The organism is Dethiosulfatibacter aminovorans DSM 17477, from assembly GCF_900142005.1.
Classification (GTDB): Bacteria; Bacillota; Clostridia; order Tissierellales; family Dethiosulfatibacteraceae; genus Dethiosulfatibacter; species Dethiosulfatibacter aminovorans.
This window is the reverse complement of record NZ_FQZL01000004.1, coordinates 249,942-269,957: the sequence shown is the minus strand read 5'-3', so window position 1 is coordinate 269,957 and position 20,016 is coordinate 249,942. Positions and strand designations below refer to the sequence as shown.

Sequence of the window (20,016 nt, the reverse complement as noted above, 5' to 3'; positions counted from 1 at the left end):
ATAACGCTCTTATTGCAGAAACTATTCCGTGACATATATTTTATGCTATTTATGAACAAATTAAAACCGTAAATTACAAAAAATTAATATTTTCTTCAAACATTTTCCCATTCATCATCCCCCAATCATATTTCAGTCTTAAAGCTCCCTTCGTGTCTGAAAACGAGGAGTTTTTTATTGTCTTTTGTGCTATACTTTTAATAACGAAATCAAGAAATGTTATAGAAAAAGATTAAGGGGTGAAGTAATGATCTACTTTAAACGACATACAAAATGGGGCGACATAACAGTTTGTATTGATGCTGAAGCTAATATTGCAGGTTTGTGGTTCGACGGGCAGAAGTACTTCCCTGACATTCCTGAAGATGCCTGCTGGATTGAAGACATTCCCGAAAATTCGAGCAGCGATTTTCCGGCTGTTCAGGCTCGCGTCGACAGACAAATGGAAACCATAAAACAATTCGATATCCAAATGATGGAATACGAAGAAGGAAAAAGAAAGTCCTTCGACCTTCCCCTGTGTCCTGAAGGAAGTGAATTCAGACAGGCCGTGTGGAACGAACTCCTTAAGATCCCCATGGGACAGACTTCCACCTACGGTGAAATCAGCGCCAGGGTTGCAGCCCGACAGGGGAAAGAATCAATGTCTCCGCAGGCTGTCGGAGGTGCTGTTGGTCACAATCCCATTTCACTGCTAATACCCTGCCACAGAGTAATTGGCGCAGACGGCAGTCTGACCGGTTATGCCGGCGGTCTTGACAAAAAAGCCGCACTTCTGAAACATGAAAGTTTGAAAATATAAAAATGGTGAGCTCATCATGTAAAATTCCATAGTGAGCTCACCATTTTATATTTCCCAGGAAATATTACTATTCATTTTCAGAAGTCCAATATATGATATTGTTGGAATCCCTTCTTCAAAAAAATCATAATCCATCAGATCTTTCTGTATATTTTAAGTAACACTTTTGTCACCCAAAGTAAACACTCCCCCTTTGCCTCAACTTATATGCATTGATATTTCAACGTATTTCCAAGAAATATGATGGCACGGATTTTGCTTCAAAATCATTGAGGTGATAAAATGAAAAATCAAAAACGAATCAAATACATTATTTTAAACACATAGTCAATATTATAATATATAATTGAATTAGGAATTTTAGGTGGTGAAATATGAGCAAATCGATAATTACACGTATCATTCTAATTTTTATACTTCTCGGAATCATACCCCTTGTATGGGTAAACATACTGTACTTCAGCGTTGAACAAAAGGAAAATGAAAATTTCTCAAAAGAAAGCCTTGGCAAACTAGTCGAAGAGAAAAGCACTGTACTCTCCCAGGACCTTAAAAGGGTGGAATACGAAATTCTTCATCTAGCAAAATTAATCGAACTCACCTTTGAAAAGGAAACAACAAGCAGCGTTTACTCCGAAGCAGGCACCATCAGCATCTATATACCTACACCGGACAATATCACCCAGTACCAGAAAACAACAATGGAGAAATTCGAAGAAATCACTCCACTCTTTGCAACAGCCCGAAACAGATTATCCGACATGGGATGGATATACTTCATTACCCCTGACAACCTTATGTTTCTGACCCCTCAATCAAACCTTGACAGTTTCGGATATGATCACAACTTTGAAAACGACATATACTATTCTATAGCAACGCCTGAAAACAACCCTGGCAGACAGCTTTTATGGACAACTCCCTATACGGACTGGCTGGGCAAGGGATGGACAATAACCTGCTCATACCCTGTTTACGTCAACGATGAGTTTCTGGGAGTATTGTCGGCAGATGTAACATCAAAGGATATAAGCTCTATCCTTTCGGATTTCAGATTGTCAGATTCGGGCTTTGCGTTTCTCATCGACAGTTCGGGAAGCGTGATATACCATCCTGAATCAGAAGCAATTAGCAGGGACAAGGGAATGCCCTTGTCAATGAACCTCATAACCGAAAACCAGAACAAGGAATACGAGTCTATCCTTCTCGATATGGCAAACGGAAATAATGATTTCAAAAATTACATCAACAACACAGACGGAAAGCTGCATGCAATAGCCTACTCAAACATAGACTATTCAGGCTGGTCCCTTGGAATTGATGTCAACTGGGACATGTATAAAAATATCACGGGTGCAAACAAAAATTATCTGCTGCTCATCAGTTTTGTTTCCATATTTATATTTACAATAATTGGGATCCTTCTTTACAGATTGATTTCCCTGCCCATAAGCAAACTTGTAACACATACACGCACCATCACTTCAGGCGATTACTCAACCAGAATACATATCGGTTCAAATGATGAAATAGGAGAACTGGAAAGTGCAATAAACACTATGACCGATTCCATAAGTGAATATACTGAAAATATGAAATACAAGACAAAAGAAATGGAAGCTGTGTTTAATAGTTATCCACAGATCATGATGAAAATCGACAAGGATTTCAACATACTTCTCATGAACAACAAGGGCATGGACATAATATCAGAACCTTCAGATACAGGAAAGGAAATAATCGGGCAAAAATGTTATTCGTCAATCTTCAACCGTTCCGATTCCTGTGAAAACTGTCCATTGAAAAACAAGCTTTCATCGACAGAGGAAATAACCAGAGAAATAACAAATGGGACTCAGCTCCATAGAATCACCAGTTACCCGATAACAGCCAAAAGCGAGCCTGTCAGGGAGTGGGTTGTATTCAACAGCAATATTACAGAAAAATACCTTCTGGAAAAGACTCTGGTACAAAGAGAAAAAATGGCAGGAATAGGTCAGATGATGGCAGGGGTTACCCATGAACTCAAAAATCCACTGATGGTGATTAAAGGTGCTGAACACCTGCTTAAACTTACAGTTTCCGAATCTGTGTCCAGCAAGGAAACTACTGACGAGATTAATGAGATTTTTCACATGATAGACGAAAGCGTGACAAGGGCTGAAAATATAATAAGCAATGTTCTTGATTTTTCAAGAAAATCAACAGAAAATGAAGAACTTGTCGATATCAACAAAATCCTTGAGCAAGTACTCCTGATTGAAAGCCACTCAATGCTGAGGAGCAGCATCATCATCAATACAAAATACGATAATGAGCTATCCAGGATTCATGGAAACAGGGACATCCTAAAACAAATATTTATCAATCTCATATCAAATGCCGTACAGGCACTCCCCAAAGAAGAACCGAGGCTTGATATATCTACTCGTTCACTGGGAGAGAATGCTGTTGAGGTCAGGATTGCCGATAACGGCTCGGGAATTCCGAAAGACATAATGGATAAGATATTCAAGCCATTCTTTTCAACGAAAGGAAAAGAAGGATATGGTCTTGGGTTGTGGATTGTCAAAAGAGAGATGGACAAGATGGGTGGTACAATAAAAGTCATAAGCGATGATGAAGGAACTGAATTCACGCTTATATTCAATAAACGGGAAGGTGATGCACATGATAGCTAGCAATATTGTACTGACTGATGATGATGCCGGAATCACCGGCATATACGGAAAAATTCTGGAAAAAGAAGGATATACGGTACATACGGCAAATGATGGTGAGGAAGGTTTGAATTTAATTGAAACTTACGACTGCGATCTCATAATAACCGACATGTACATGCCCAAAATGGGAGGACTTGAATTCATCAGCAGGATCAGACAAATAAACAAAGAAATACCGATTATTGTAATAACCGGAGAAGGTTCCATAGAAAATGCAGTCAAAGCTGTCAAACTCGGAGCTTTTTCGTACATACAGAAACCTCTCGATGTGGAGCAGTTTGTAATCGAAGTAAAGAAGGCAACAAGCATTGCAACAATAGACAAACAGAACAGGTACATGAAAGAGACATTGACCATTGCAGCCGACTCGTTCATCGGTGACTCGCCGGGAATAAAAATAATCAAGGATAAAATAAATATAATATCAAAAATCGACTCCAATGTATTGATACTGGGAGAAAGCGGTACGGGTAAAGAACTGGTGGCACAAAGCATTCATGACAACAGCAGCAGAAAAGACAATCTGATAGTGAAGGTAAACTGTGCGGCGCTTAGTCCCACACTTCTTGAAAGCGAACTATTCGGCCATGAAAAAGGATCATTCACAGGAGCTATTGCAAGAAAAATCGGCAAGTTTGAAATCGCAAACGGAGGAACCCTCTTCCTTGATGAAATCGGCGAAATGAACATGGATATGCAAGCCAAACTTCTTAGAGTACTTCAATACAAAACATTCGAGCGCGTAGGCGGAAACATTCAAATATCCTCCAACTTCAGACTTATTGCCGCCACCAACAAGAACCTGGAGGAAGAAATATCCAAAGGTAAATTCAGGGAAGACCTGTATTACAGGCTCAATGTCATTCCTCTCAGGATACCTCCCTTAAGAGAAAGAAAAACCGATATCAAGCTATTGATAGACTATTTCTCGAAAAAGTTTGCTGCAGAGTTCTGTAAAGAACCCATTGTAATTTCAGATGAAATTATCAATAAATTCCTTGACTATGAATGGCCGGGCAATATTAGAGAGTTAAGGAATGCAATAGAAAGGCTCTCGGTATATTCATTGAACGGGGAAATAATCTACGATGAACTGCCTTCCAGAATTTCAAAAAAAGAAGATCTCAAAATCAACTTAAATAACAATCTGTCCGAAGCCAAAGGAATTTTCGAGAAGGACTATATACGAAAATCCCTCGAGATGAACAACTGGAACGTAAGCAAAACAGCAGAGCTGCTTTCCCTGACCCGGAAAAGCCTCTACGAAAAAATCAACAAATACCATCTGAAATCAAATGAATAGTGTATATTTTGCGTAAAGGATGTTACTGAAAGGTAACATCTTTTTTATTGCAGCATTTCACCCTACTTCCTCACACACCTTGCAAACACTCACTCTTGGGCAAAATACTTTTTTTGGCATGATACTTGCTTATTATATTGTCATAAGATTCCCGGGAAATATTCTTAAAGATTTTAAAGAGAAGAGAGGTTTATCATGTTTGATGAAAGGAAATATGTTTCGTTCTATTACGAAACAGCAAAAGATCTACCAAAAGTAAAACCAGACCCGGCAACAACTGCCATGCTCGTTGTCGACCTTCAGAATGAGTTTGTTCTTAAAGACTACGGCGAAGGAAAGATGTTTAAGGAAATGGGCGAATGGGACAGATGGGAACCATACTTTGACAGACTTCACGATGTTGTAATACCTAACAACAAGAAGCTGATCGACTATTTCAGAAACAACAGCATGGAAGTTACATATGGAAGGATAGCCTGCCTGAAAAACAATGGCGAAGACAGGTCCCCAGTACAGAAAACTCCCGGCTGGAATGGAATGTTGATACCTGTCAAGTCTTTCGGAGCACAGATGGTTGAGCCACTGACACCTGAGGAAGATGACATAGTCGTAAACAAAACAACAGACAGCGTTCTAGCTGGTACAAACTACAGCCAGCTTATCGCGAACATGGGAATAAAAACGGTTGTTGTAACAGGTATTGTGACAGACCAGTGCGTTGCTTCCACTGTAAGGGATCTTGCCGACGAAGGATTCAAGGTAATAGTAGTCGAAGACTGCTGTGCTGCCGCTACAATGGAACTGCACGACGCAGAACTTAAAATCATGAACAACATCTACTGTCAGGTAACGGATCTTGAAGGAGTAATAAAACTTCTAGAGGAGAACAAATAAACAAATAAAATAACGGAGGAATTTATAAATGTCAAATCAACTGAAAAAAGAATTGTCAATGCATCAGGTAATTGCAATGGCAGCCGGTGGAATGATTGCAGCATGGATGGTTGAAATCAAATATTGGTTTGAACTTAGCGGTCCCGGCTCTTTCTTGGCACTGGCGGTATGTGCATTATTCGTACTTCCATTGTGTCTGGTTTATTCGGAAATGACATCCATGCTTCCCTTTGCAGGTGGCGAAAATGTATGGATTTCAAATGCATTCAACTGGGATATAGGATTTTTCTCGGGATGGGCTTTAATACTTCTATACGTAATGGCAATGCCAACAGTTTCATACGGAATTGCAACAATGTCAGGATACATATATCCCCTTGAATTCAATCAGGTTAAAGTAATAGCCGCAATCATACTGGTTTTATGGTATATTCTGACCAATTTTGAAATAAAATGGCTGGCAAGAATTCAAAGCGTTATGTTCTGGAGTACACTTTGCGTATCGGTATTTGCTTCAATTACATTCATCACAAGCGACAGCTGGAGCTATGCAAACCTTGCAAGCAGCCCAAGCTGGTTCCCCAACGGTTTTACAGGATTTTCAGCTGCAGTTGGACTTCTGATAATGAAATTTGTGGGATTCGACCTGATTCCACAATTGGCTGAAGAAGCTAACTTCCCTACCAAAAAGCTATGGAAAACATTTATCATATCCCTTGGACTTACACTTCTTGTTTATGGACTTGCAGTATTCGGAGTAGGTGGAATAGTAACATCTCAATGGGTAATGGAAACAGACATAGTCGACCCGAGAGTTGCAGACATAATAGGAATGCACTGGCTTGGACTGGCTATAGTAATAATGGGAACAATAACCTGTATTACAACACTTTCAGGCTTCTGGCTAAGTGCATCGAGAACAATATACGGTGCGGCCAGACAAAGACAGCTTACATCTAAACTTGTAGCAATCAACAAATACGGTCAGCCGTGGAAAGCAAATCTGGCAGTTGGAGTATTGTCAATATACTTCACAGTATTCGCTCCTGAAAGCTGGATAAACTATATCTATTCAATCTATGGAGTAACTGCAGGACTGGTATACTTCATGGTTGCAGTATCCTTCCTGATTTTGAGAAAGAAACAACCAAACTGGGAAAGACCTTTCAAAGCACAGGCAGGAAGCTTCATCGGCATAGTAAGTGTTCTATTCACTGTATATATTATCTACACATGTGCAGCAGCAATGAGTTTCTCATCATGGATGGTACTTCTTCTGTACTTCGCATTAGGATTTGGATTCTATGTATATGCTAAAGCAAAACAAAAATCAGATCCTGAAAATTGGACGGCACACATACTTACACCGGATGACAAGGAACAGATTGAAATAGACTCAGCACAATAAAATAGCCAACCATATCCAAAGACCTCCAAGCAGGACAATCAGTTCTGCCGGGAGGTCTTTTTATCGTAATATTCTTCCCCTTAGCTACCCCTGGAAAATTTCACCCATCCTACAATAGTAGCTGCTACAGCAAAAAGCACTACTGCGGCAGAAAAGTATACAACTATATCAAAAACCATCACGAAACCTCCTCTTCAATATCTTCAGGTTTAAAATAGCCTGTTGCCGTTTTTCTGCCAGCAATGGCTTGCATCAGAGAAAAGACTATGAGGTTTGCGATTATTCCTGCAATAAGGGCAGGTACTCCCATTGGCTCTCCCAACCCTATGGGACCCCAGATCAATGTGACTGCCATGCCTGAAACGATAGCCGGCAGACCTGCATAAGGCGAAACCTTCCTTTCAAGAGCATCCCCCCATAAAAGAGCTATGACAATAGGCGGAATAATTGAGGGAGCCCAAAGATAGTAGGTATATATCATCAGGTCCATAACGCTTGGCACCGTGATGGCAGCAATTATTCCCCCTGCTCCCACTATTATGGTAACAAGCTTTGATACCTTAAGCATAGTTCTGTTATCTGCTTTTTCATTTATAAACTTGTGATATATGTCTCTCGTAAAGATCACTGCAGTATTGTTCAGGATGGAATCCCCCGTTGACATTATTGCTGCAAGCATTGCTCCGAAAACTATGCCTACAACGCCTGTAGGAAGAAATTCCTTTACCACTGTACTCATGACCATGTCGGGATCGATATCCGGCAGCAGAATCACTCCCGCCAAACCTATGACTATGGCCAATATGGTGAAAAATCCGTAATAAAGTCCAAATAATGTCACTCCCTTCCTGGTGCTTCCCGGGTCTTTTGTTGTCAAGTATCTTTGCACATAAAAAGGTGCAAGGGCTTCCCCAAGAAGGAAGGTAAGGAAAAATGCAATCAACTTGAGCATGGGCCAGCCTGCCGTTATGGATAGATGCATCTCGTCAAGCCCAGCCATCAATGCATCTCCACCTCCAACCCTTGAATACGTCAATAGAGCAGCCATGGTGATTCCCGTTGCAAGTACTATGAACTGGACAGCATCGGTATAGATGACTGCCCACATTCCTCCTGCCCAAGTGTACAGCACGACGATTGCGGAAGCTCCAACAGTCAGGGGAATAAGTCCGAATCCGGTTATGGTCTGAAGTATCTTTCCCATGGCAAGTATCTGTACTCCGAAAATACTGATACTGTAGACAAATGTGAAAATTCCGGTTACAAGTCTACCGGCCTTGCCGTAATAGTAGCCCATTATGTCTCCGACCGTATATATGTTGCCCATTTCTCTCATCTTTGGCGCAATGAAAACTCCCGTGAGCACCTGGTTCAACACAAATCCTATGGTTACAAAAAAAATGACTATTCCTGTATGATAAGCATAGGAAACCCTTCCTATGGTAGCTCCACCACCTGTTGCAGTGGCCGCCATTGTTGCAAAAAGCAATGCTGTAGGTATCTGTCTGCCTGCAACTGCATAGTCGTCGAAGGAGTCGATTTTTTTTGAAGACATAAATCCTATCCCCAATACTGAAATGAAATATACAACAATTATAGCCATATCAAAAAAACCTAAACCCATTGGATACCTCCTGCTTTTAATTACTATTTATTATACCATTTTGACATGCCCTTTAGAACTTCAAAAGAATAAATGCGCTGAAAAAGACCGGGACTCATTTATCCCGGTCTCTGTAAACTATATGACCTTTCTTGTTTTATCGTATCCTGCCAGTCTGTAATCCGTCCATTTTGAACTGACAAATCTGGCAAGTGCCAACATGTTCAGAGATGCCACTACGAAAAGCAGCAGATCCACTATGTCAAATATTATGTCGAATCCGAATACAGCCAAGGTTCCAGCTGCTGTTATTATCCCAAGATATATTCCTATGTTCAAGGTTTCGCTGTTGTCGAAAAGCTGTCCCAGGTAGAAATAACTTCCCAGAAGAGTAGTCATGGCTGACAGCAAGGTGAAAATGCAAAGGACGACCAATCCAAACATTCCTGTAACCTTTTCAGCCGTTAGGAAGTAACCTCCCAGTCTCTCGACACCGCCTGCAGGCAATGAAAAGTAGCCATTATGCATGCCGTATGATGTAATATAGCTGGTTACAACTATAGCCACCAGAATGGTTGTGATTGTAGGTATCAAGGCTATCTGCCCCGCTTCTCTCGGCTTGCTGTCCGCTTCTACAGCTGCCATTGCCATTGCTCCTATGCCCGGTTCGGCAGTCTGCATCACACGCTGCATCCCCAGGATGAATCCTGTTGGAACGCCCAGCATCGCATTTATGGGTTGGGTCAATCCTTCCATCATGCTGTTGATGAATACCGGCATAAAGGATGTTGTTCTGGCAATGAAGATGCCAAAGAATATGAAGTACAGCATGACTGCTGAAAAAATCATATATGTCATGCTGTTTATAAAGACACTGTGTTTCCTCGACAACACTATCCCGGCAATTATGGTTATCATGGGTATGACAATAAATACATATCTTTGGAACTGAGTCAGCATTATGCCTGACGACCTGCTGGTTATGATGGTCACCACACTGTCTATTCCCGAGAATTGGAAACCTCCAAATCCAAGGATATACAAAGTTGCAAAGGACAGGCAATAGAGCATTCCTGCCCTTGGTCCAATAAAGGCAGCTATGTACTTCTTCGGTGTCATGTTGATTATTTTCGAGATGACAGTCTCGCAATAACTGACCGGAACCATTATTATGGAGCCTATAACACCCCACACGGCCATGGCTTCAATGTTAACCTGCCCGTTACCGTAAAGTTTCGACAAGCTTCCCAGAACTCCTATGATTGCACCTGTACCTACCATGGCACCCAGACTGATTGATGCGGGACCTATGACGTTCTTAAACTTCAGATTGCTTTTTCTGCTTGTTTGAGGCTGAATCCTGAATATAAACCTGATAGTCAGATACAGCCCAAGAAGCAGCATGAAAGGAAGAAAAACCGGCCAAATGGTATCCGATACCACACCTATTCCTTTCTCAACTATTTCAAACAAAACTTCCATACTTCAAATCCTCTTTTCTAATCATTTGTCAAAGCTGTCTCCAAGGCTTTGCCTTTGTTTGCTTCGGCATCCTTGCCTATTCTGGCAATTCCGAATCCTGTAAATGCACAGAACATAGACATTACAATTCCCAGATAACAAGATATTGCCCATATTCCATAATGCGCCACATCTACTCCAAGCACTTCCATGTAGAATATTCCGGAAGCTCCCCAAGGCACGAATGGAAGCCACATTGTAGCGGAATCTTCCAGGGTTCTTGAAAGGTTCTTTGCATGAAGTCCCATTTTCTTGTAAGTATCCTTCAAAAGTGTTCCTATCATTATGAAAGCCACTGAAGCAACTCCCGCAGTGAATACCATCACGAGACTGCCTATGATTGTAACTCCAATCAGCTGCCATACCTTGCTTATCTTGGCGCTGAACAGTTCCATAATCGCTTCCAGACAGCCGATTTTCTCTATGATTCCTGCAAAGGAATAGCCGCATATGATAGTGATGACAATGTTCATCATGGACTTGATTCCACCGCGGTTTGCCAGTTTAAGCACAGGTGCTATTATCGTATCCGGATTCAATCCCTTAGCTGCAACCATATTTACATTAAAGCCCGATACCATTGCTGAAACTCCATCGCCTAAAGCAAATCCATGGATGGTCGCACCAAGGATAACAGCCACAACAGAAGACAAAAGCATTAGAGGAACAGTAGGCATTTTTTTCATGGATCCTACTAATATTATGGCTACGGGAAGCATCAACAGTATGCTCCAGTTATACATGGCATCAAGATTAGCCATTAATAGTCCGACACTCTCGCTGTTTCCTGCCTCCATTCCGGCAAAACGGCTGCCCACTGCAAAATATACTACCAAACTTATGATTGCTGCCGGAATAGTGGTATAGAACATGTGCCTGATATGCTCGAATAATTCAGCTCCGCTGACCATGGGGGCAAGATTTGTAGTGTCTGACAGTGGTGACATTTTGTCTCCGAAAACGCCACCTGCAATTATTGCTCCTGCTGCCATCCCCAATGGTATACCCATCTGGCTGGCGACGCCCATAAGAGCTACACCGGCAGTTGCCGTAGAGCCCCACGCAGTACCGGTAGCAGTTGAAACTATACCGACAATTATAAATGCAGTTACCAAAAACAGGGACGGACTGATGAGCTTCAATCCATAATAGATCATCATGGGGACCGTACCCGAATATATCCATGTTCCAACAACAATGCCCACTGTCATGATTATGTACATTGTAGGCATACTCTGTTTCAACTTCTCGGAAATGCCTTCCTCCATCTCCTGATATGAATATCCAAGCCTTTTACCCAATACTGCTGCATATGCAGCACTTAGAAGCAGCAACTGCTGAATACCAAATTTAAATATTCCCTTGCCTATACCTATGGCTGCAAACATAAAAACTATACAAGACAATGCTTGACCAAAAGTCGGTTTTTTCTTCATTAGAATTCTCCCTCTCTTTCATATACTAACAGTTTCCCTTTAATCCCTCTTAAGTCACTATCAAGTACTGATGAACCGGGGAATCGGGTTAAGGACCCGACTCCCACTATGATTAGACGCTGGCTATAAGATCTTCGAGACTGAATCCGTCAAAGCCAAGCTTGTCAAGGGTCAGCCCTTCTTCCCTGAAATCCCTTTGAAGCATTGTTCCACCGAGAGTTATAACAGAGTTGATGTTGGGTGTAGGGATTCCTGCAACAAGTCCCAGATCCGCCCAAAGCACCAGACCTGTAGATATGTCTTCTGTGAAATATCTTGCTGTACAGCTTGTCGGTCCCTTGATTTGAGTAAATACCGGACTGGTATTGAAAAGTTCCTGAAGGTCATCCTCTTCATTCACGAAGTAGCCTCTCCTTGCTCTTGACTGTACGGCATCTTCAATTTCAAACCCAAAAGCCTTTCCTATGGCCATCTGCTCCCTTTCAATCCCTCTGAGAACATTGGTAGTATGTTCAGTAATACCTTCCTTGTAAAGCCAGAAATCACCATTGGAATAATCAATCCGTCCTGCATTCAGGAGACATGGTCCAGGATGCACTACAGGATTTCCATTCTCCAGGGTTACATGCCATATGTTCTCTGCTGCAACAAGTCCGTCATAAAGTTGCAGGCAGGCATCAAGCAGTTCCTCCGTATCCTCCTTTGGATATGCAGCAACAAAAAGCTTTTCAACCCTCAATGACAGTTCCACTTTTGCTTCGTCATAGAATGCCCTTGTACCGTATGTAAGTGAATTGGCCTCGCATATCTTGAACCTCTTCTCAATGCCCATCTCTCTTGCCTTGTTGACAAACCTTACACATCCCATGGCAGCCGCACCATTCATGAATATAACCTGATCTTCTTCGACAACAGGCGCCAGTACCTCAGCAAATGTCTCAATTGCAAATCCAGGTATTACAAGCATAACAACCTGTGCATCCTTTATGGCCTCTTCGATATTATCTGTAACTGTCGCTATCTGGACAAATTCCTCACCTCTGTCATCTTGAAGCAAAGCACCTCCCTTTTCCTTGATTGTGCTCAGATTCGAAAAAAATTGGGGCAATTCATATAAAGAAGTCTCCAGCCCCTTAGTCTTCAAATCTACTGCTGCAGTAACTCCTCCGTTACCTCCGCCCAGCACAGCCACTTTTTTAACTTTCATAATAATCCTCCTTGATTTCAACCTTTCGTATGTAACACTCTGTTCTGCAACTTAAGTATAGCAAACGTTTTCTCGGCGATATACGGACTTTTACCCAAAGTTCTTTGTGCTTCAGCACATATTTTTGTTAAATTTTTATCATTATCGCATAAAATGAGGATATCCCCAAAAACTAAAAAAGAGCCTATCATATTTGATAGACTCCATTCCCAATGCTACTTGGTCATGATAAAAGGTTCTCAATGCAAAATGCCAGGTAAACCCTTACAAAATCCTCAGTATCGGACAAGTCACAGTCCAGTAGCTTCTTGATTTTTGATATTCTGTAATTCACTGTATTTCTGTGCAGAAACAGCAGTTCGGCAACTTTCTTCTCGCTCCTGTTATTGTTTATATATAAACGAAGCAGTTTTTTTAATTCCGTATCTTTCAATTTATCATATTCATCCAATACACCAACGGTATCCTGGTAGTACTCCTTCAACAGCTTGTAATCAACGCGCGACAGGATTTTGTATACTCCAATATCCTCGAAATGTACAATACTGTTCTTCAAATTCTTGTTTCTTCCAATCTTGATGCACCATTTAGCCTGCAGGTAAGAGTCGGATATTTTTTCTGCCCCTTTCTGATTCATGCCTATTCCGATGTTGAAGTCATAGTCAAGAGAGTTCAATGCATCCAACAGTTTTTCAACAACCTGATTTATCACGTCAATTGAGTAATCGGCAAAGAGAAGGACAAGGTTTCTTTCCAATTCAATAAAAAACGATTTTGTCCCTGCAGACAGCAGTATCATCCTTATTTTTCTAATTATCTGTTTTTTCCTATTGTCCTTTGGAAGTTCTATTCCTTCACAAAATTCAAATATGGCAACACCATAGGTATCATTCTCCCTGCATCCGTGCTCCTTGAACATAGGCAGATACAGTTCAGTCTTCTCACTATAGGATATGGCATTTTTAAAGGCCTCTTCCAATTCCTTGTCAATGCGGTCGTATTCCAGAAAAAGCATGCTGAAGTCCTTCATCATCATGGGAAGACTGTTTTCCCATGGAACCTCCATCAACGGATAGTCATGTTCATTGCAATAATCAATAATCTCCTTAGGTATCTCCTTGATGTTCTTTCCAACATGGAGCACCGTTGCACTGGAATTCGCCTCATGCTGATTCTTGACAAGATTGAACAACTGTTTTTTGCTCTTAATGGCCAGGCCTGTGGTAAACAGCAAAAGCCCTTCCTCCAAATATTCGAGAACTTCACAACTCTCCATTACACGGAACCACTTCACATCCCTGTTCAATCCCTTTTCACCCGCCACAAGGCTGATGCCGTGCTCTTTGGCAATATCCAATACATCATATACTTTGACTGTCATTTAATGTATAACCTCCATCTCTAATGCTTTCTATTTAATACTCCCAAGTATTCGTTTTGCTATGGCTTCATATCCCTCATCATTTGGGTGAAGTCCGTCCACTGAAATGTACTCATTTGAATTGTACTTGAAAAGATCGTAAGTCGGAACATACAGGGTGTTTTCATACATCTCCATGAGCTGCCAGGTTCTATTGTTCCATTCAAGCAAATACATGTTTCTTGTCTTGTCATCACCGTCACCGGGATTAAAGAGACCGAGGAATACAACAAGTCCCCCTTCATTGGCGCTTCTTATGCTTTTTAGTATGAAATCAACATTGTACAAATACGCCCCCAAGGCAGATTGAAATGCTTCCGCCTGATCAACGGCAGACTCATTCAATATATCCCTCAAGTCATTTCCCCCTATTGATATTATTATTATGTCAGCATCAGCAAATCCTTCAACCGTTTGCGGATCCTTCACCTGTTCAACCAGTTCGATGGAACGCATGCCCTCCACAGACAGATTGTAAAGATTGACAGGTTTACCTCCGTTGAGGTCGCCGCTTTCAACCATCCTTCCTACAAATCCTTCTCCTGAAATGTCCCCCGTACCTCTTGCCAGGGAATCCCCCAAGGCAATTATTCGATACTCTCCGACATATTCCTGGGGTTTTTCCACTTCAACATCCTCCTCGTCAACCGTCTCCTTAGTTACCTCTCTCCCTATGGATAGGGCCTGGCTGAAGCCTGCTATGAAGACGACAATGCCTATAATGAAAATCAGGATGAATACATGCCAATACGACTTTCTGTACATTTTACCTCACCTCACATCATGACAGAATATCCTCACGGGTAAACTTTATAAAAGCCAAAACAAGGGATCCCGTTGCCCAGCCCAGGAGGACAAGAGTTGAAAACGTCATGCTCAACCCTTCAAAAATTATGAATTCGCCGGACAGGAAAGACACAAGATTCATGTTTACGGTAAAAAGGTATCTGGTAATCTTCCAGTCCGCTATGAACAGGCTTAGGAAGCTTCCTCCAATCAATGCCGACATCATGATCCCTATTGAAGCCGATGTGCTTTTCACCATAACGGAAACCATTAGTGAAAGACAGCCTATTACAAAGGCAACATAGTAGCCTATGGAATAAACCATTACAAGATACTGCCACCGTGGTATTGTTCGAATTTGTGATGCATCAAGCCGTCCCTCCAATATCCTGAAACCCGTTATAACAGGCTCGTTAAATCCACCTTGCCTGAAGACCACAATGGAAACAAGCCAGGAAATAATCGCAATGGAGATTATTACAACCATTTCCATTATAGTGATGGCCCACAACTTGCTCAGAAGGATTTTCCACCTCTGGACAGGTCTTGTGAGCAAAAGCTTGATTGTACCGCTGTTGAATTCTCCAGACACTATGTCTGCAGCAAGTATGATTATCATAAGAGGCAAAAGCAAAAGAATTGACTGCTCCATGAAATCCCCCATGAATTTTGCCGATGTGGGACTTATGGGATTGATGCCCTTGTCGAGATAAAAGCTGAGCTGGTCTATTCTTACGCGAAGAGAAGCTCTTCCCTCTTCAGGTATATATGGATTGTTCATTCGGCGCTCCAGGTCTGACAGTTGCTGTCTTATGAGATTTTCCCACTCCGTTGAATTCTCAATTCCCATCTCGTCAGCTACCCTTTGCTGCATCCTGGATATTGTGTAATTCTCGCCGTAGGCAAACAAACCGATAATAACCAGTAGAATGACAACTATCACATGCAGTCTTTTCTTGCAGATGATTTTTGCCACTTCATTCTCAACTAGACTAACCAATTGTTTCGCCTCCAGTCAACTCAATGAACAATTCCTCCAGAGTCCTCTTGGTCCTGAATACAGTCCTAAGACCTATTCCGGAATTGACAAGCGCCTCGTTTATCTCTGTCAAATCATCATCCACGAATGCATTTATTGCATTGTCATCGTCTACATATGAGATGATATCAAATTCATTTCTTAATAGTCCAACCGCTCTTTGAACGTCATCCACCTGCCATATCACTTTCCTGCCCATGGTAAGATCACTTACCTTTGAAGTTCTGATGATCCTGCCATGCATTATTATTGCAACTTCATCACATATCATTTGTACTTCCGACAGCAGATGGCTTGAAAGCAAAATAGAAATATCAGAGTTCGAAACCAGAGATTTCAACAGTTCCCTGAATTCTTTAATGCCTGCTGGATCAAGTCCGTTTGTGGGTTCATCCAATATCAGAAGACTTGGTTTTTTCATAAGTGCCTGGGCAATCCCCAGCCTCTGTTTCATGCCAAGGGAATAGGAACTCACCCTGTCATTTATCCTGTGGCTCATTCCTACAAGTTCAATGGTGTCCCGTACATGACTCTTTTCAATGATCGGTTCCATTGCCCTTAGCATCATCAAGTTGTCATATCCTGACATGAATTCATAAAACTCAGGGTACTCAATAATGCAACCGACATTTTCCATAGCCTTTACAAAAGATTTTGCCACACTGTGTCCGCAAATTGATATTCTACCCTTTGACGGTCTGATCAGTCCTGCGATCATTCTAAGGGTCATTGTCTTCCCTGCTCCGTTTGGACCAAGAAAACCGTATATCTGACCTCTTTTTACAGCGAAGCTTATGTCATCCAGTATCGTTCTTCCCTTGATGACTTTTGAAATCCCTTCCAACTCTAGAATATCTTTCATTATATCATCCCTTCAAATACAACATTTTGCCATTATAAATCATATCTTTCCAGGTTTAAAATCATTTTTGAAATTACTGCCTATAAACTAATTATATCACAACCTGTAAAACCATGTCCGCCCCGGGAAATCAATTTGACATATATACACCATGGAGTATAATTAAATTATAGGCATATGATTATTCTTTGTTGAGTGAGGGATTAAAATGAAGGGTACCGGTGATAATAAAACGGATTTTTCTGTAGAAACAAACGAATTGAATCATATTAAAAAGGTAATCGGAATTATAAGCGGAAAAGGAGGAGTAGGCAAATCCATTGTGGCCTCTATGCTCGCTGTAATAATGAGAAGGAAGGGATATAATGTAGCAATTATGGATGCTGATGTAACAGGTCCGTCAATTCCCAAAGCCTTCGGTGTCCATGAATGCATACCGACATCAGACATCGGCATGCTTCCTCCGAAAAGCAAAACAGGTATTGAAATCATGTCCGTAAATTTTTTATTGGATAACGAAACAGACCCTATCGTATGGAGAGGGCCTCGTATATCTGCAATAATAAAGCAATTCTGGAAAGACGTGATATGGCAGGACATAGACTATATGTTCATAGACCTGCCTCCGGGAACAGCAGATGCATCGCTGACTGTATTCCAGTCCATCAAGGTTGACGGCATAATCGTAGTGACTTCACCCCAGGACCTTGTATCCATGATCGTATCCAAGGCAATAAAGATGGCAAACATGATGGACATTCCCATAATCGGCATAATCGAAAATATGTCATGGTTTACCTGTGATTTTTGCGGCAAAAAATACCATATTTTTGGCGAGAGCAAAATCGATGACATATGCAAAGAACACAATATAAGACTGCTGGGCAGAATACCCATCGTTCCCGAACTGGCTTCGGCCTGTGATTCAGGTGAAATCGAAAATTTCAAAGGTGATTGGCTGGATGGCGTCCCCGATGCATTGGATTGATCCATCCTTTAATTTTCTTTCTTCAGTGACTCCTTGAACTTCTCATAACCCTTGTTTCTCAAATGGCATGCCGGGCATTCACCGCATCCTTTGCCCTTGATTCCGTTGTAGCAGGTCAAGGTCTCATTCTCTATTACATCGAGGATGCCCAGTTCATAGGCCATTCTCCAGGTTGCTTCCTTATCTATCCACATGAGCGGTGTATGGATGTCGAACTGATAATCCATGGCCAGGTTCAATGTGACATTCAAGGACTTGATGAAGACGTCGCGACAGTCGGGATATCCGCTGAAATCACTCTGGGAAACCCCTGTAACTATATTGTTGATTCCCTTCTGTTTGGCAATTACAGCGGCATATGTCAAGAATATCATATTTCTTCCGTCAACAAAAGTGTTGGGGAGTCCTTCCTCCGGCGCCGTTTCATCAACGTCTATGTCTTTTCTGGTCAGTGCATTGGGTGCAAGCTGGTTCAAGAGACTAAGATCCAAACTGTGATGCTCTATGTTGTGCTTTGTGCAGATTTCCCTTGCACATTCCAGCTCCAGAACGTGCTTCTGACTGTAGTCAAAGGAAACCGCCACTACTTCACCAAATTCTTTCATTGCCCAGAACAAGCACGTTGTACTGTCCTGTCCGCCGCTGAAAACCACGACTGCTTTTTCCGTATTCATAATATTTCCTGCCTTTCTTCTTTAATTCTATAATTCCATACCTTTTCTAGCCTCTGTACATCATCATCAGCTTGCCCATCAGTTCAGGCTCATTGAACCGTCCTTTCAAGGTGGTCGTCAATGTCTTGGTTCCAGGCTTCCTGATACCTCTTGCACTTATGCAGGAGTGCTCGCCTTCTATGATTACTGCAACGTCTTCCGACTCTGTTATCATTCCTATTATCTCGGCAATATCCATTCCGATTCTTTCCTGAAGCTGCAGTCGCTTGCCTGCCATTTCTGCAACCCGTACGATCTTGCTCAGTCCTATCACCTTTTCCGTAGGAATGTAGGCAACTGCAACCTTCATGTTGTACATGAGAGCCAGGTGATGCTCGCAGTAGCTGAAAATTTCAATGTCTTTCAGCAGAACAAAATCATTGCTTCCCTGTTCCACATCAAGATCGTCTTCAAAGGTCACGTCGAACATTTCTGCAATCTCTTCATTGCTGTAGCACATGCCTTCGAACACCTCTTCATACATTTTGGCAACACGCTTGGGAGTGTCAATCAATCCTTCTCTTCCCGGATCATCACCCAAGGCAACAAGAATGCCTCTGATATGCTTTTCTATGGCTGCCGTATCTATCTTCTTTTCTCTTTTTGCAAATTCTGTAATCTTCCTGATTTCCATCTATACCGACCTCTCTTCCGGATTCCAAACAAACTTGTGCAGCTGAAGCTGGAAAGTAACTCCGCCCAGATTCCTTTCTTTCATAAAATCAACAATTGCCTCATAAGGCAGCTCTCCGTATACAGGGCTGAAATACACATTGGTAGTGTCAGTCAGCCTGTGCTCCCGAATCAATTCGTCTGCCCTTTCCAGGTCTTCCATGGTTCCCACAACGAATTTTAAGGTATCCTTTTCAGTCAGATAACTGAAATTTTCCTTTTCCATTCCATTCTCCATTTCACTGGAAGGCAGTTTATAATCCATGGTGAAGGACGGCGGATTTGTCAAATCCATGAAATCCTTCAATGGTACACTGCCATTTGTCTCTATCTCAACGTATAGAGATTCGTCACCTGAAAGCAATTCCAGCAGCTTGTCAACACCTGCCTGAATCAAGGGCTCGCCTCCTGTAATGGTGACATTTACAATTCCTGTCCCCTTGATATAATCATATATCTCTTCAGCCGTCATGGGTTCATATGCCACATCCTTGTCATTGGCCCACATGGTGTCGCAGTATGTACAACGAAGATTGCAGCCTGCGAATCTTATAAACACCGCCAACTGTCCGGCTTTCATTCCTTCACCGTTGATGCTGGTGAATCTCTCAACTACATTGTATTTCATTAATGTCTCTC

Annotated in this window: 17 protein-coding genes; 6 read left to right on the top strand and 11 right to left on the bottom strand. The window is 41.8% G+C overall.

All coding sequences use genetic code 11. The features are described from left to right. The first annotated feature begins 247 nt into the window (after positions 1-247). From BUB05_RS01210 to BUB05_RS01190, 5 genes are all read left to right on the top strand, one after another. On the top strand, positions 248-802 hold the full coding sequence (locus tag BUB05_RS01210) for a methylated-DNA--[protein]-cysteine S-methyltransferase (RefSeq protein ID WP_073045846.1): 555 nt from the start codon (positions 248-250) through the stop codon (positions 800-802). 374 nt (positions 803-1,176) lie between these two features. Beyond that, on the top strand, positions 1,177-3,483 hold the full coding sequence (locus BUB05_RS01205) for a HAMP domain-containing histidine kinase (protein ID WP_073045842.1): 2,307 nt from the start codon (positions 1,177-1,179) through the stop codon (positions 3,481-3,483). Further along, positions 3,473-4,828, top strand: a complete 1,356-nt coding sequence (locus BUB05_RS01200) for a sigma-54-dependent transcriptional regulator (RefSeq protein ID WP_073045838.1) — start codon at positions 3,473-3,475, stop codon at positions 4,826-4,828. The genes BUB05_RS01205 and BUB05_RS01200 overlap by 11 nt, the downstream gene beginning before the upstream one ends. A 195-nt stretch (positions 4,829-5,023) precedes the next feature. Beyond that, complete coding sequence (locus BUB05_RS01195; RefSeq protein ID WP_073045836.1) at positions 5,024-5,722, top strand: cysteine hydrolase family protein; 699 nt, start codon at positions 5,024-5,026, stop codon at positions 5,720-5,722. Positions 5,723-5,750: 28 nt separating this feature from the next. After that, entirely contained in the window at positions 5,751-7,130 is a 1,380-nt protein-coding gene (locus tag BUB05_RS01190) for an APC family permease (protein ID WP_073045834.1), read from the top strand. A 178-nt stretch (positions 7,131-7,308) separates the two neighbouring features. On the opposite strand, the gene BUB05_RS01185 is transcribed toward BUB05_RS01190, so the two are convergent. From BUB05_RS01185 to BUB05_RS01150, 8 genes are all read right to left on the bottom strand, one after another. Continuing rightward, on the bottom strand, positions 7,309-8,754 hold the full coding sequence (locus tag BUB05_RS01185) for a sodium:solute symporter family protein (protein ID WP_073045831.1): 1,446 nt from the start codon (positions 8,752-8,754) through the stop codon (positions 7,309-7,311). Positions 8,755-8,871: 117 nt separating this feature from the next. Beyond that, entirely contained in the window at positions 8,872-10,215 is a 1,344-nt protein-coding gene (locus tag BUB05_RS01180) for a sodium:alanine symporter family protein (protein ID WP_073045828.1), read from the bottom strand. 17 nt (positions 10,216-10,232) lie between these two features. Then, positions 10,233-11,690 (bottom strand): Na+/H+ antiporter NhaC, encoded by a 1,458-nt coding sequence (gene nhaC / locus BUB05_RS01175; protein WP_073045826.1) that lies wholly within the window; start codon positions 11,688-11,690, stop codon positions 10,233-10,235. Between the two features lie 112 nt (positions 11,691-11,802). After that, a complete protein-coding gene (locus BUB05_RS01170; RefSeq protein WP_073045823.1) occupies positions 11,803-12,897 on the bottom strand; it encodes an NAD/NADP octopine/nopaline dehydrogenase family protein in 1,095 nt (364 codons plus the stop codon). A 223-nt stretch (positions 12,898-13,120) separates the two neighbouring features. Further along, the gene (locus tag BUB05_RS01165; RefSeq protein WP_073045819.1) at positions 13,121-14,278 is read right to left on the bottom strand and encodes a PucR family transcriptional regulator; all 1,158 of its coding nucleotides are present in this window, start codon (positions 14,276-14,278) and stop codon (positions 13,121-13,123) included. A gap of 30 nt (positions 14,279-14,308) precedes the next feature. Then, positions 14,309-15,082, bottom strand: a complete 774-nt coding sequence (locus BUB05_RS01160; RefSeq protein WP_073045817.1) for a GDSL-type esterase/lipase family protein — start codon at positions 15,080-15,082, stop codon at positions 14,309-14,311. A 16-nt stretch (positions 15,083-15,098) separates the two neighbouring features. Further along, positions 15,099-16,103 carry an ABC transporter permease subunit gene (locus BUB05_RS01155; RefSeq protein WP_073045814.1) on the bottom strand — a complete coding sequence of 335 codons (1,005 nt, stop codon included), beginning with the start codon at positions 16,101-16,103 and terminating at the stop codon, positions 15,099-15,101. Next, positions 16,096-17,004 (bottom strand): ABC transporter ATP-binding protein, encoded by a 909-nt coding sequence (locus tag BUB05_RS01150; RefSeq protein ID WP_245819696.1) that lies wholly within the window; start codon positions 17,002-17,004, stop codon positions 16,096-16,098. Before BUB05_RS01150 ends, BUB05_RS01155 begins: the two co-directional genes overlap by 8 nt. Positions 17,005-17,212: 208 nt before the next feature. Between BUB05_RS01150 and BUB05_RS01145 the strand changes: the two genes are divergently transcribed. Further along, positions 17,213-17,992, top strand: coding sequence for an Mrp/NBP35 family ATP-binding protein (locus BUB05_RS01145; RefSeq protein ID WP_073045809.1), 780 nt, complete (start codon positions 17,213-17,215; stop codon positions 17,990-17,992). Positions 17,993-18,000: 8 nt separating this feature from the next. On the opposite strand, the gene queC is transcribed toward BUB05_RS01145, so the two are convergent. From queC to queE, 3 genes are read right to left on the bottom strand one after another with little or no spacing between them, the layout of a single operon-like run. Beyond that, on the bottom strand, positions 18,001-18,666 hold the full coding sequence (queC, locus tag BUB05_RS01140; protein WP_073045806.1) for a 7-cyano-7-deazaguanine synthase QueC: 666 nt from the start codon (positions 18,664-18,666) through the stop codon (positions 18,001-18,003). 46 nt (positions 18,667-18,712) lie between these two features. Then, positions 18,713-19,339: a GTP cyclohydrolase I gene (gene folE, locus BUB05_RS01135; RefSeq protein WP_073045803.1), complete on the bottom strand. Its 627-nt coding sequence runs from the start codon at positions 19,337-19,339 to the stop codon at positions 18,713-18,715. Next, on the bottom strand, positions 19,340-20,005 hold the full coding sequence (gene queE / locus BUB05_RS01130) for a putative 7-carboxy-7-deazaguanine synthase QueE (protein WP_073045800.1): 666 nt from the start codon (positions 20,003-20,005) through the stop codon (positions 19,340-19,342). Positions 20,006-20,016 lie beyond the last annotated feature (11 nt).